This window comes from Streptomyces sp. NPDC040589 (assembly GCF_055594445.1).
The window spans coordinates 135,999-148,886 of sequence record NZ_JBVIWP010000010.1; the positions used below are offsets into that span (position 1 = coordinate 135,999).

A 12,888-nucleotide genomic window follows, 5' to 3' on the forward strand; every position below is an offset into this window, starting at 1 on the left:
CCTCCCGAACCTTCCGGAAGGAATCCCAGTGAAGCATCCCGACGACGACAACGAACTGTTCAACCGGCTTGAGGCCGAGATGGCCTCCGACTCCGTCTCCGGGGCTGACGTGGTCGACCTGGACAAGGCCCGTGCCGCCCGCGAGCAGGCCCCGGCCGGTGCGGTGTCGGACGACCCGACCACGCCCGTCATGGTCGACCAGTCCGGCCAGGCCGCGACCGGCCCCGGATACCTCGGTCGGCTCGCTGCTGCCAAGCGTCGCCCGGTCCTGCCCGTCTGGCTGCGATCGGTCGCTGAGCTCAAGACGGCGTCGGCGTGGGTGGCCCGCCACTACACGCACACCATCGGCTACCACGCACTACGTGCCCCCGTGTACGGCGCCCGCCTGACCCTGCAGGCCCCGGCCGGGCTGGCCCGATTCGTGGGCGGCACCATGCGGTGGCTCGCCGACCGCGAGGGCGAACCGGTCCGCCTGGCCGCGGTGCGCCGCGAGGACGCCGCCGAGTACCTGAAGCTGTCCCGGCAGCGTGACGGCCGCGTCCGCCTGCGCACCCTGACAGCCGTACTCGGCATGTTCGTCGGTCTCGCTCTGGCGCTCGCCCTGTACGTGCTGGCCCCGGACTGGCTGCAAGTCGTCTCCGTCGGTGCCCTGGTGCTCGCCCTGGGCGTCAACGGCCGCCAGGCCGATACCCCGGTCATCCACCGTGCCGTGGACGTGCCCAAGGCGTCCAAGCTCACCAGCGACATCGTGCTGCGCGCCCTCGGCGCTCTGGGTATCCCGGCGATCAATCAGGCGCAGGCCAAGGGGCGGGACGGGTTCGAGTTCACCGCCCCGATCACCCGCGACGGGCCCGGTTGGCGCGCGGAAGGCAACCTGCCCTTCGGCGTCACCGTGACCGACGTGATCGAGCGGCGGGAACGCCTCGCGTCGGGTCTGCGCCGGCCGCTGGGCTGCGTGTGGCCGGAGGCTGTCTCCGATGAGCACACCGGACGTCTGGTGCTGTGGGTCGGTGACCAGGACCTGAAGTCGGCACCCAAGCCCGCCTGGCCGCTGCTCAAGTCCGGCACGGTCGACCTGTTCAAGCCCGTGCCCTACGGCACTGACCAGCGCGGACGCTGGGTCGAGGTCACGCTCATGTTCATCGCCGGCGTCATCGGCGCCATTCCCCGCATGGGCAAGACGTTCCTGCTGCGTCTGCTGCTGCTCATCGCCGCACTCGACCCGCGCGCGGAGCTGCACAGCTACGACATGAAGGGCACCGGCGACCTCGACCCGGTCGGCGAGAAGGTCTCCCACCGGCACGGCGTCGGCGAGGAAGACGAGACGATCCAGTACGCGCTCAACGACTTCCGCGCCCTGCGCGAGGAACTCCGGCGCCGCACCAAGGTGATCCGCTCGCTGCCCCGGGACATTTGCCCCGAGTCCAAGGTGACCAGCGCTCTTGCCGACAAGCGCTCCCTCGGTCTGCACCCGATCGTGATCGCCGTGGACGAGTGCCAGGTCCTCTTCGAGCACGCCGAGCACGGCAAGGAGTTCGAGGAGATCGCCACCGACCTGGTCAAGCGCGGCCCGGCCACCGGCATCGTCCTGTTGCTGGCCACCCAGCGGCCCGACGCCAAGTCCCTGCCCACCGGCATCAGCGCGAACGCCGGCGCCCGTTGGTGCCTGAAGGTCATGGGCCAAACCGAGAACGACATGGTCCTGGGCACCTCCAGCTACAAGCGCGGCGTGCGCGCCACGATGTTCGCCTGGGGCGACAAGGGCCTGCACTACTTCGTCGGCGAGGGCTCCGACGCCCGGATCGTCTCCGCAACCTTCGTCGACGCCCCCGGCGCCGAAGCCATCGCCGCCCGCGCCCGCACCGTGCGAGAGAAGGCCGGTCTGCTGTCCGGCTACGCCCTCGGGGAGGCACCCGAGGACGTCACCGGCCCGGCCTACGACCTGCTCGCCGACATCGCCGCCGTGGTGAGCGAGAAGGAAGAGCGGGTGTGGAACGAGCGCATCGCCGCTCGCCTCGCCGAACTTCGGCCCGAGGTCTACGACGGCTGGAAGGGCGAGAACGTCACTTCCGCGCTCAAGCCGCACGGCATCCGCACCCGCGACGTGGCCGGCACCACCGACGACGGCACCCGCACCACCCGACGCGGCATCGTCCGCGCCGACCTCCTCAAGGTGATTGCGGAGCGTAACGAAAAGCCGGGCGCCGCATAGGCCTTGCGCGCCGCTACCGGTAGCAGCCACACCTGCTACCGGTAGCACCCTCGCTAGCACACCAAACCCGCCCCCACCAGCCTGCTAGCGGATAGCACCCCACCTGCGGAAACCCCAGGAAACCCGTCCGGAGGGCCCCTCATGACCCCCACTCTCCTCGCTATCGCCTGCCTGCTCACCGTCACGCTCGGTTACGGCGGGCTGTGTGCGGCGTCGCCGTTCGGCAACTGCCGCAAGTGCCGCGGCATGGGCCACGCCCTCAAGCACGACCGCAAGGGACGACTCAAGCGCGGCAAGGACTGCCGCCGCTGCCGCGCGACCGGCAAGCGCATACGCGCCGGCCGCTGGCTCTACAACCGCTGGGCCCGCATCTACCGCGCCGGCACCGACACCCCCCGACCGGAAGGCCCCTGATGATCCTGAACATCTCCGCCGTGCTGCTGTTCGGCGCCGCCTCCGTCTTCGCCGTCAAGACCAAATCCGCCGGCGGCGGCGCGGCCACCGTCCTGTTCCTCTTCGGCTTCTTCGCCGCCGGCACCGGCGCCTACGAGCCCATCCACAACCTCGTGCAGGCATCCGCCGACGCCCTGACCGCCCTCGGCAACTGAGGAGACCCGCCGTGAACGAACCCACCAACTACAGCTCCCCGGCCGTGCAGGTCCACCGCCCCACCCCGATCACGCCCGCGCACACCGGGCCGCTCGTGCCCGTGCAGCCGGGCCACGTCCCGGCCGTGGCGAGTGTGGTCCTGCCCGACGGCCGCGTGGTCACCGGCTACGCCATTGAGCCCGCGAAGCCCGAACCGGTCGTCGCCAAGCCGCCGGTCTCGCGCGCGGCGGTGAACGTCGCTCTTGGGGGCGTCGGGTTCCTCGCGGTGTGCGGCGGCATGCTGCTGCTCACCACGTTCATCACCGCCTTGACCGCGCTCATCACCCAGCTCATCACCCTCGCCGCCGTCATCTTCGGCGGCTGGATCGCCGTGCAGATCTTCAGCGCGAGCGGCCACCAGGGCGGGACCACGGTGAACATCCGCAAGGCCGTGCTCAAGCGCAACCACTTCCACGGCTGAGACAAGGAGATCCGACCCGTGCGACTGCGTATCCAGCGCACCGCGTTGCCTCGCAACGCGGTGATCCTGACCGACACGCCCCGCCCCGACTGCCCCGACTGCGACGGATGGGGCGGCATCGAGCACGACTACGGCGACTACGACACCGGCGAGTACGCGGGCACCGACTGGGAGCCATGCACCTGCTGGCACGAGTCCCGCCGCTGGCTGCTCCTGCCCCTCCCCACCCTGCCCCGCTGGCTGCGCCGCCGCCGTCGCGACGCCGACCCGTGGGCCCCCGGCGGCTACAGCGACGAACCGCCCTTCTAGCTACGCCAAGGGCGGCCCCCACTCCGCCAAGAACCGGGGCCGCCCTTGTCTCCAGTCCTCAACAGACCTGTTGGAGGTCTCCCAGCATGACCCAACAGACCCCCCTCCGGCGAGTGGCACTCAACCTGGCCACCGCCGGACTCCCCGTGCTGCCCCTGCGCCGGGGCAAGGCACCCTTCGGCAACTGCCACCAGTGCGCGAACAACGCGTGCGGCGGCCGGCCGAACATGAAGACCGCCGGGCCGTGCCGATGCCCTCGCGTCTGCCACGCGTGGGCCGCCGCCACCACCGACCTTGACGTCCTCTCGTCCCCGGCCTGGGTGGCTGCGTGGCGGCGGGCCGTGTGCGTCGCCTACCACCCCGGCGCCGCCGGGCTGACCGTGGTCGACCTCGACGACGCGGCAGCGGTCGCATGGGCGCACGCGACCCTGCCCGCCACCCGCACCGTGCCGACGACGCGCGGTGAGCACTGGATCTACCGGGGCACCATGGCGTCGCACAACGCTGTCCGACCCGGCGTCGACATCAAGTCGACCATGTCCTACGCCCGCTACCTCGGGCCCGGCACCGAAACCATGACCACCCTGCCGGACACCGTCCGCGCCCTGGTCGTGAAGGAACCCTCCACCGTCCGGCCGGCGCCGCACACCATCGCCGTGCCCGCACGGTCCGGGGCGGGGGAATGCCGTCACCGCACGCCCGCCTATCTGGACCGTGGCATCGCCATGGCCGAGCAGCGCATCGCCGAAGCCCGCAGCGCGATCCACGCCACCGTGTACCGGACGTTCCTCGCCGTGCTGTCCACCCACGGCCGGTGCGGCTGCCTCACCGACACCCACATCACCCGCCTGTTCACCGCCGCCCAGACCAAGGGCGAAACCCTGCGGCACTGCACCGACGCGTGGACCAACGCCCGCACCACGTTGGGACTGTGACCATGTCCGACGACGACAAGACCGCCCGCGAAGTCATCACCGACTACGCCCAATCCCACTTCCGGTACTTCCGCACCGCCGACGGCACCGTATACGCGCAGCGCAACGGCCACCCCGTGGCCCGCCCTATCCGCTCCCAGGGCACCACAGGAAGCCACCGCCAAGAACTCATGGTCGGACTGTTCAAGGACGGCATCGGCGTGTTCAACGGCACCGCCATGAAGGAGGCGCTCGACTTGATCGAGGCACTCGCGCTGACCGAGGACGTGCAGCCCGTGCACATCCGCGTCGCCCCCGGATTCGACGGGGCGACGTGGCTGGACCTCGGGCGCAGCGACGGGCAGTCCGTGCGGATCCACCCCACCGGATGGGACATCCGCACCCCGGACCCGCGTGAGGTGTCCTGGCGGCGCACCCAGCTCACCGGGGAACTGCCCCTGCCCGTCAAGGACACCGACGGCAAGGGCATCGATCTGCTGATGCGGCTGTGCAACTTCGCCACCGCGGAGACCGAGTGCCTGGCCATCGCCTGGCTCATCGGCTGCTTCGGGCCGACGGTTCCCGTCCCGGCCCCGTTCCTCACCGGTCCGCAGGGTGCGGGAAAGTCCACCGGCGGGCGGATGCTCGTACGGATCATCGAGGGCATGACCGGCGACCTGCGCCGCGCCCCGAAGGATGAGGAAAACCTGATCACGGCAGTGGCGGCCGGTTGGGTCACCGCCCTGGACAACCTCTCCCACATGACCCCCGAGCTGTCAGACGCGATGTGCTGCATCGTGACCGGGGCCGAGAACGTCAAGCGCGCCCTGTTCACCGACGGCGACGTCTTCCGCGTCGGCTACCGCCGCCCCCTGCTCCTGACCGGCATCGACGTCGGCGTCATCCGGCCCGACCTCGCCGAACGGCTCCTGCCCCTGCGGCTGGAGCGCCCCCGCGTCCGGCGCACGGAGGCGGAACTGTGGGCCGACTTCGCAGAGGTGCTGCCCGTCATCCTCGGCTCGCTCCTGGACCTCACCGTGCAGGTGCGGGCGGCTGAGGCGGACATTCCGACCGACCTGCGCATGGCCGACTTCGCGCACCTGTGTGCGCAGCTCGACGCGGCCACCGGTCTGGGGGCGCTCGCCGCCTACCGGGCCAGCCTGGACGACCTCAACGACGACGTCATTGAAGGCGACTTGCTGGCGCAGACCGTGCTCAAGCACGCCGCCGGCATCGACCCTGGGACCGAGCAGCGGATGACGTCGGCCGAGTGGCTGCACTGCCTCACCGGCCTCTACGCGGGCGAGGACTTCCGTCCCCTGCCTAAGGGGTGGCCGACCACCGGCAAGGTGCTCTCAGACCGTCTCAAGCGGCTTCAGCCCACCCTCGCGGCCCGGGGCGTCCTCATCGACTGGGGACGCACCAAAACCTCCCGCTACATCGAAATCGCGCGGCCGGCCGCCGCACCGCCGCCGCCGGAGCAGGAAGCGGCTTTCTGACCGCGCGGCACCACGGCCGCCCGCACAAGCAAGAGGAGCACCACCGGCCTGGGCGTGCTCCTCTTGCTGTTCGGCGGCGCAGCCGCCCTGCATTGGTCGCGCCGCGAAGCGGCCCGTTCCTCACTCACTGAGCCGCACACCGCAACAGACACCACCCCCTCCCTTGTCCGAAGTAGAGAGACCCTGCGTCACCTGCGTCACCCGCACCCCAAAAACGGCATGTGACCTGCCGAAACAGCGGTGACGCAGACGGCCAATTTCTGCGTCACCCCGCGTCACCCGCGTCACCCGATGACGAAGGCCTACGTCACCGGTGACACACCCCCAGATTCCTGCGTCACCTCGAAACCGCAGGTCAGAGCCGCGAATGACGCAGATGACGCGGGTGACGCAGGAATCCGCACCTCGGACAGACACGAGGCCCTGGGAAGCACCCAACATCCTCAGCTCAAGGAGACAACCGGATGAGCACCGCGACTGCTGGCCCCGTCGACCGACTCCTGTACAAGCCCGAAGAGGCTGCCGAAGCGCTCTCCATAGGTCGTTCCACCATCTACGAGCTGATGGCCGAAGGGGCCCTTAGGTACGTCATGCGAGGCCGCTCACGCCGCATCCGCCGCCGCGACCTGGAGGCATACGTGGACAACCTCGAACCCGTCACGCACTGACCCACACCGCACAAAGGCGCCCTCGGACTTTGAGTCCGGGGGCGCCTTTCGCATGGAGGAGATCGTTGAGCACCCGCAAACCGAACATGGAATCGTCCATCTACTTCGGCAGCGACGGCTGGTGGCACGGCCGCGTCACCATGGGTGTCAAGGACGACGGCAGCCCCGACCGGCGTCACCGACGCGCCAAGTCCGAGCCCGCGATCAAGCGCAAGGTTCGCGAGCTGGAGGACCTACGCGACAAGGGCCGCGCCCCCAAGGCCGGCCGCAAGCCGACCGTGGCCCAGTGGATGACCACCTACCTGGCCGACATCGCGAGCCTGAAGCTCAAGCCCCGTTCCCTGGATGACTACTGGTCCAAGACCCGCAACGACATCATCCCGGGCATCGGCCAGCACCGAATCGACAAGCTCCAGCCGGAACACCTGGAACGGATGTACCGAAAGATGCTCGACGCCGGGCACGCGGAATCCCATGTCCTCAAGGTGCACCGCATCCTCTCCCGCGCCCTGAAGATCGCTCACCGTCGCCGGATCATCGTCGAGAATGTGGCCACCCTCGTAGACCCGCCGACCGTCGACGAGACGGAGACGAACCCGTTCTCGATCGAGGAGGCAAAGGCGTTCCTGGAGGCCGCCACCAAACGCCCCACCTTCATGCGCTGGGTCGTCGGTGTCGGCATGGGCTTCCGACAGGGTGAAGCCCTGGGATTCCGGTGGAAGTACGTCGACCTCGACAACGAGCTGTTCCACCCCCAGTGGCAGCTTCAACGGCTCACCTGGCGCCACGGCTGCAAGGACGCTCATGCGTGCGGCGGACGGCTGCACCGATTCGCCCCCTGCCCGCCCGAATGCACGACGCACAAGAGCTACAAGCGCGGTTGCCCCAAGCCATGCCCGAGGGACTGCACGAAGCACGCCAGTGTCTGCCCCGATCGCAAGGGCGGCGGTCTCGTCTTCACCCGTCCCAAGACCAAGAAGAGCCGGAACGCAGTCCCTATCCCGCCCCCGTTCATCCCGTACCTGCTGGAACACAAGGCGCAGCAAGAGGAAATGCGCGCCGCAGCGGGTGACGAGTGGCAGGAGCACGACGTGCTGTTCACCCGGCCGGACGGCCGGCCCATCGATCCCCGCGACGACTGGGAGGAATTCAAGGAACTGCTCGAAGAAGCGGGCATCGACGATCGGCGCCAGCACGACGGCAGCCGCCACACCGCCGGCACGATCCTGAACGAGCTGGGGGTGGATCTCCCCACGATCATGGAAATCCTCCGCCACTCCCAGATCGGCCAGACCCGCCGGTACGTCAAGGGCAGGTCCCACCTCGCGAAGGCCGCCATGCTCCGCATGGGAGACACGTTCATGCCGGGCCCTGTAGCGGCCCCGGAGCCCGCCTCTGAGACCACAACTGAGACCGACGACCGCCGCGCGGCCCACGCCCGGCGCCGCCGCCGCATCCGCTGACGACAAAACCCCAGGTCAGAGCACATCCGACCTGGGGTTTCAGCAGAGCCCCCTGTCGGATTCGAACCGACGACCTACGCATTACAAGTGCGTTGCTCTGGCCATCTGAGCTAAGGAGGCCCGTACGGGTGTGCACCCGCACGTGCCCGAGCAGTGTACCCAGGTCCCCGAGGGGCCCCGTCGAAAATTTCCGCGAAGTTCACAGGGCCGGAGGTACTGACAGACCAGGTGAACGCCAGGTACGGTCCTGAGCCAGTTCACACGCGTGGACTACACCACAACGGAGTTCCCGTCGTGGCACCGCCTTCCTACTCGGATCGTCCGGCACGTTCCTGCCGGTAGAAGGGGTTCACTCATCATGGCCACTGTCTCGTTCGACAAGGCGACCCGGATCTACCCGGGCACCGACAAGCCCGCTGTTGACGCGCTGGAGATCGACATCGAGGACGGCGAGTTCCTCGTCCTCGTCGGCCCGTCCGGCTGCGGCAAGTCCACCTCGCTCCGCATGCTCGCGGGGCTCGAGGACGTCAACGCCGGCGCCATCCGCATCGGCGACCGCGACGTCACGCACCTGCCGCCGAAGGACCGGGACATCGCCATGGTGTTCCAGAACTACGCGCTCTACCCGCACATGACCGTCGCCGACAACATGGGCTTCGCGCTCAAGATCGCCGGCGTCAACAAGGCGGAGATCCGGCAGAAGGTCGAGGAGGCCGCGAAGATCCTCGACCTCACCGACTACCTGGACCGCAAGCCGAAGGCGCTCTCCGGCGGTCAGCGCCAGCGTGTCGCCATGGGCCGCGCCATCGTGCGTGAGCCGCAGGTGTTCCTCATGGACGAGCCGCTGTCCAACCTGGACGCCAAGCTCCGCGTCAGCACCCGTACGCAGATCGCGAGCCTGCAGCGCCGCCTCGGCATCACCACCGTCTACGTCACCCACGACCAGGTCGAGGCCATGACGATGGGCGACCGCGTGGCGGTCCTCAAGGACGGTCTGCTCCAGCAGATCGACACCCCGCGCAACATGTACGACAAGCCCGCCAACCTCTTCGTGGCCGGCTTCATCGGCTCCCCCGCGATGAACCTGGTCGAGGTGCCGATCACCGACGGCGGCGTGAAGTTCGGCAAGTCGGTCGTGCCGGTGCAGCGCGACGCGATCGCCGCCGCCACCGACAAGACCGTCACCGTCGGTGTCCGCCCCGAGCACTTCGACGTCTCGGACGCCGAGCAGGGCCTCGCGGTCACCGTGAACGTCGTCGAGGAGCTCGGCGCCGACGCCTACGTCTACGGCACCGCGAAGGTCGGCGACGACTCCAAGGACCTCGTCGTCCGCGTCAGCGGCCGTGACGTCCCGGAGAAGGGCAGCCAGCTGCACATCGTGCCCCGCTCCGGCGAGACCCACGTGTTCTCGACGTCGACCGGCGCGCGCCTCTCCGACTGACGGCAACCGCAAACACCCGACCCCGGGTAATTCACCCAGGTTGACGAAGAAGGCCCCGCAGAGCGCTGCGGGGCCTTTCTCGTTGTCGACAAATACCCCGGCAGACCGGACGTTTCGAGCAGTGTGCGTCAACCCCCTACCCAAAAATGGTCCCCTGCTCATCCCCCGAACCGGTGACTAAATGTCTACAAACCATTACCCCGCGCTACCCTCACACGCGTGAAGCACTCCACTACCCAACAGACGCGACGCGGCCGGGGCCCCGCCCGGCGAATCGGCCGCACCCTCGCTTTCGTCCTGCCCGTCGTCCTGGTGCTCTCCGGGACCCTCGCGGTGAGCCGAGTCAACTGGTCGGGGGGCTCCTCCGACCCGGTGCTCACCGCAGTGGACACCGCCACGTCCGCCGGCGGCTCGCGTGCCGCCAAGCGAGCCCCGCAGGACGTCCTGCGCGACAAGCTGCTGACCGAGCTGCAGGAGGAGAACCCGGGCGTCGCCCTCACCCACCTCCAGCAGGCCGTCGACGACCGCCCGTCGCTGGCCCGGCACTGCGCCTCCCTCGCCCGCGCCCTCGGCCAGGCCGCCGTCCGGGTCTACGGCCCGACCCGCGCCCAGTCCTACGCGCGCCCGGTCTGCGACACCGCCTTCGCCACAGGCGTCGCGGCCGCACACAGCTGAGCGCACCGCCCTGCCACCGGGTGGGCAGTCGATAGCGGCAGACGCGGGACCCCCTCGTCCGCCACATTCCCCGGGCGGGACGCACCGTACAGTTCGGTCTCATGAGCGATCCGAGCGCCGCGTCCCGCCCCGTTCAAGCCGTCGTTCTGGCCGGAGGCCAGGGCTCCCGGCTGCGTCCGTACACCGACGACCGGCCCAAGCCGATGGTCGAGATCCCCGGGACGGGGACGCCGATCATCGGCCATCAGCTGTCCTGGCTCGCCGCGGAGGGCGTGACGGACGTGGTGGTCTCCTGCGGCCACCTCGCCGAGGTACTGCAGACGTGGCTGGACACGGCCGATCTGCCGGTCTCCGTCACCACGGTCGTGGAGTCGGAGCCCCTCGGCCGCGGCGGCGGCCTCAAGTACGCCGCGGCTCACCTTCCCCACCCTGACCAGCCCTGGTACGCCACGAACGGCGACATCTGGACCCGGTTCTCGCTGCGTGACATGGCCGACTTCCACGCCGAGCGGGACGCGATCGCGACGCTCGCCCTGGCCCGGCCCCGCCTGCCGTGGGGCGCGGTGAAGACGGACGGCTTCGGGCACATCACCGACTTCATCGAGGCCCCGCCGTCGACCTTCGAGATCAACGCGGGTGTCTACGTCTTCTCCCCCGAGTTCGCCGGTCTGCTGCCGCAGCGGGGGGACCATGAGCGGACGACGTTCCCTCGCCTGGCCCGGGAGCAGCGTCTGGCCGGTTTCACGATCCCGCAGGGGTCCTACTGGCGTGCCATCGACACGGCGAAGGATCTGACGGAGGCGGCGAAGGAACTGGCCGCCACGGGCCGTTGAGAACGCGCCCAGGAGAAAGGAGAGGGGCCCCGCACCGTGACGGTGCGGGGCCCCTCTCCTTTTCCTGCTTCGCGGTTGGCCGGCTAGCCCAGCAGGCCGCCCACCAGGCCCGGCTGGCCCGAGGAGGAGCCGTCGCCGGTGCCGCCGGTCGAGCCGGAGCCGCCGCCCGTCGTGGAGCCGCCGGACGTGGGGCCGGAGGTCGTGCTCGGTGCCTCGTCGGCCGGGGAGGACTGCCGGGGCGGGGCCTGGCCCGCGCTGCCCTGGGTCTGGCTGGGCGAACCGCCGGTGACGGTGCCGCTGCCCGGGGTGGCGTCCGGCCGGGTCGTGGTGCCCGCGCTGGGGCTGGCCGTGCCGGCCGTGGCGCCCTGGGTGGGCGACGTGGAGGCCGACGGGGTCTTCTTGTCCTGCCGCTTGCCGGGTTCGTCCGGGAGCGGGGAGCCCGGCAGTTCGTTGCGCGGGGCCTCGCCGGGGCCGGGGACGACGACCCGGTCGGCGTCGCGGACGGCGCCGCCGAGCAGCGAGCCGACGAGCAGGGTGAGTCCGGCGGCGATGGCGGTGACGAGGGCGCCCCGGCGCAGCACGTAGCTGCGCAGGTCCCAGATGTCGGCGCGGGGCCCGAGGCGGCGCCAGGCGCTGCCGGCCAGTCGGCCGTCGACGGAGTAGACGGGGGCGCCGGCGATGATCAGCGGGGACCAGGCGGCGAGGTAGATGATGTCGGGGGTCTCGTAGGCGGGGACGCTCTTCCAGCTGACGGTGACCAGCAGCGCGGCCGAGAGCAGGGCGCCGAAGGCCGCGGCGACACGCTGCCAGCAGCCGAGCACCGTCAGGACACCGACGATGACCTGGGCGAAGGCGATGACCAGCCCGGAGCCGACCGGGTGCTGCAGGGCGAACTGGCGCAGGGGCTCGGCGACTTCCCAGGGGTGCAGGGTGTTGAGCCACGTGACCATGGAGCCGCGCTTGCCGCCGTCGAAGTAGACGGGGTCGCACAGCTTGCCCATGCCGGCGTAGATGGAGATGAAGCCGAGGAACACGCGCAGCGGGAGCAGGACGACGCCGAGGTTCATCCGGCGGCCCGGATAGTAGGCGTGCCGCGCCGGGTCGTCGCCGTGACGCCTGGAGGCCCGTCCGGCCCCGTCCGTGTCGGCGGTGAGGTCCTCGAAGTCCTCTTCCGCGTAGGCGGGTTCGTCGTAGGCGCTGCCGACGGTGCGCATGGGGGGCAGCAGCCGGGTGCCGTCGGAGTGGGTGCGCTGAGGGCCGACGACGGGCGTCTCCACCGTCTGGTCGAGGTCGTCCTCGTATCCGGCGCCGTAGCCGTCGCCCTGGTATCCGGGGCCGCCGTAGCCCGTGTTCCCGTGGCCGGTGGCCGGGCGGGAGATGACCTGGGTGGCTCCGGCGTCGGAGGCGGGCTCCTCGGTGTGGCGGATGCTCTCGTGCCGCACGGCCTGGAGGAGCCGGTGGGCGCCGGTGTCGTCGGGCGCGGATCTGCCGCTCCAGACGACGGGCCGACGGCGGGCGGTGGCCCCGTCCGCCCCGCCCCCGGCGGTGGCGACGGGGATGCGGGCGGTGTCCTCGCTGGCGGTCAGATGCCGTGCGACCCGAGGGGACTGGACGCGACGCGTCGAGACGCCCAACTGCACGCGGAAACTCGCGTGATTGACGATGACCTGCGCCGGGTCGCTCGGCACCTTCACCATGCTCAGCGCGGGAGCGTCGTCGAGTCCCGACGAGCGGTCCCCCGTGGGAGTGCGGGGTGTTCTGGTGTCCACACTCATCTAACCGAGTGACGTCGCGATAGGACACTG

The 12,888-nt window shown here is 70.1% G+C and carries 13 protein-coding genes and 1 tRNA gene; 12 read left to right on the top strand and 2 right to left on the bottom strand.

Annotated features, from left to right (window positions below):
- The first annotated feature begins 28 nt into the window (after positions 1-28).
- The 9 genes from ACZ58V_RS33995 (at position 29) to ACZ58V_RS34035 (ending at position 8,134) form a co-directional block, all read left to right on the top strand.
- Positions 29-2,212 (top strand): cell division protein FtsK, encoded by a 2,184-nt coding sequence (locus ACZ58V_RS33995; RefSeq protein WP_471294927.1) that lies wholly within the window; start codon positions 29-31, stop codon positions 2,210-2,212.
- Positions 2,213-2,353: 141 nt separating this feature from the next.
- Complete coding sequence (locus tag ACZ58V_RS34000; RefSeq protein ID WP_471294929.1) at positions 2,354-2,626, top strand: hypothetical protein; 273 nt, start codon at positions 2,354-2,356, stop codon at positions 2,624-2,626.
- Positions 2,626-2,820: a hypothetical protein gene (locus tag ACZ58V_RS34005; RefSeq protein ID WP_471294930.1), complete on the top strand. Its 195-nt coding sequence runs from the start codon at positions 2,626-2,628 to the stop codon at positions 2,818-2,820. The genes ACZ58V_RS34000 and ACZ58V_RS34005 overlap by 1 nt, the downstream gene beginning before the upstream one ends.
- A gap of 11 nt (positions 2,821-2,831) precedes the next feature.
- Entirely contained in the window at positions 2,832-3,281 is a 450-nt protein-coding gene (locus ACZ58V_RS34010; protein WP_471294932.1) for a hypothetical protein, read from the top strand.
- Between the two features lie 18 nt (positions 3,282-3,299).
- Positions 3,300-3,590, top strand: coding sequence for a hypothetical protein (locus ACZ58V_RS34015; protein ID WP_471294933.1), 291 nt, complete (start codon positions 3,300-3,302; stop codon positions 3,588-3,590).
- A gap of 86 nt (positions 3,591-3,676) precedes the next feature.
- Positions 3,677-4,525, top strand: a complete 849-nt coding sequence (locus tag ACZ58V_RS34020; protein ID WP_471294935.1) for a bifunctional DNA primase/polymerase — start codon at positions 3,677-3,679, stop codon at positions 4,523-4,525.
- A 2-nt stretch (positions 4,526-4,527) separates the two neighbouring features.
- Positions 4,528-6,003, top strand: a complete 1,476-nt coding sequence (locus ACZ58V_RS34025) for an ATP-binding protein (RefSeq protein ID WP_471294938.1) — start codon at positions 4,528-4,530, stop codon at positions 6,001-6,003.
- A gap of 464 nt (positions 6,004-6,467) precedes the next feature.
- Complete coding sequence (locus tag ACZ58V_RS34030) at positions 6,468-6,671, top strand: helix-turn-helix domain-containing protein (protein ID WP_471294940.1); 204 nt, start codon at positions 6,468-6,470, stop codon at positions 6,669-6,671.
- A gap of 65 nt (positions 6,672-6,736) precedes the next feature.
- The gene (locus ACZ58V_RS34035) at positions 6,737-8,134 is read left to right on the top strand and encodes a tyrosine-type recombinase/integrase (RefSeq protein ID WP_471294941.1); all 1,398 of its coding nucleotides are present in this window, start codon (positions 6,737-6,739) and stop codon (positions 8,132-8,134) included.
- A 46-nt stretch (positions 8,135-8,180) separates the two neighbouring features.
- On the opposite strand, the gene ACZ58V_RS34040 is transcribed toward ACZ58V_RS34035, so the two are convergent.
- Positions 8,181-8,254: transfer RNA gene (locus ACZ58V_RS34040), tRNA-Thr, on the bottom strand.
- Positions 8,255-8,492: 238 nt separating this feature from the next.
- Between ACZ58V_RS34040 and ACZ58V_RS34045 the strand changes: the two genes are divergently transcribed.
- The 3 genes from ACZ58V_RS34045 to ACZ58V_RS34055 all read left to right on the top strand — a co-directional run bounded on the left by ACZ58V_RS34045 (position 8,493) and on the right by ACZ58V_RS34055 (position 11,083).
- Positions 8,493-9,575 carry an ABC transporter ATP-binding protein gene (locus ACZ58V_RS34045; RefSeq protein ID WP_189729401.1) on the top strand — a complete coding sequence of 361 codons (1,083 nt, stop codon included), beginning with the start codon at positions 8,493-8,495 and terminating at the stop codon, positions 9,573-9,575.
- 219 nt (positions 9,576-9,794) lie between these two features.
- Positions 9,795-10,250, top strand: coding sequence for a hypothetical protein (locus ACZ58V_RS34050; RefSeq protein WP_468193936.1), 456 nt, complete (start codon positions 9,795-9,797; stop codon positions 10,248-10,250).
- A gap of 101 nt (positions 10,251-10,351) precedes the next feature.
- On the top strand, positions 10,352-11,083 hold the full coding sequence (locus ACZ58V_RS34055) for a nucleotidyltransferase family protein (protein ID WP_468193933.1): 732 nt from the start codon (positions 10,352-10,354) through the stop codon (positions 11,081-11,083).
- An 83-nt stretch (positions 11,084-11,166) separates the two neighbouring features.
- On the opposite strand, the gene ACZ58V_RS34060 is transcribed toward ACZ58V_RS34055, so the two are convergent.
- A complete protein-coding gene (locus ACZ58V_RS34060) occupies positions 11,167-12,858 on the bottom strand; it encodes a DoxX family protein (protein ID WP_468193931.1) in 1,692 nt (563 codons plus the stop codon).
- Positions 12,859-12,888 lie beyond the last annotated feature (30 nt).

Bases quoted from the DNA above. Each gene is read 5' to 3' on its own strand.
- ACZ58V_RS34000 (WP_471294929.1), top strand. From the start codon at position 2,354: ATGACCCCCACTCTCCTCGCTATCGCCTGCCTGCTCACCGTCACGCTC.
- ACZ58V_RS34005 (WP_471294930.1), top strand. From the start codon at position 2,626: ATGATCCTGAACATCTCCGCCGTGCTGCTGTTCGGCGCCGCCTCCGTC.
- ACZ58V_RS34020 (WP_471294935.1), top strand. From the start codon at position 3,677: ATGACCCAACAGACCCCCCTCCGGCGAGTGGCACTCAACCTGGCCACC.
- ACZ58V_RS34025 (WP_471294938.1), top strand. From the start codon at position 4,528: ATGTCCGACGACGACAAGACCGCCCGCGAAGTCATCACCGACTACGCC.
- ACZ58V_RS34030 (WP_471294940.1), top strand. From the start codon at position 6,468: ATGAGCACCGCGACTGCTGGCCCCGTCGACCGACTCCTGTACAAGCCC.
- ACZ58V_RS34045 (WP_189729401.1), top strand. From the start codon at position 8,493: ATGGCCACTGTCTCGTTCGACAAGGCGACCCGGATCTACCCGGGCACC.
- ACZ58V_RS34055 (WP_468193933.1), top strand. From the start codon at position 10,352: ATGAGCGATCCGAGCGCCGCGTCCCGCCCCGTTCAAGCCGTCGTTCTG.
- ACZ58V_RS34060 (WP_468193931.1), bottom strand. From the start codon at position 12,858: ATGAGTGTGGACACCAGAACACCCCGCACTCCCACGGGGGACCGCTCG.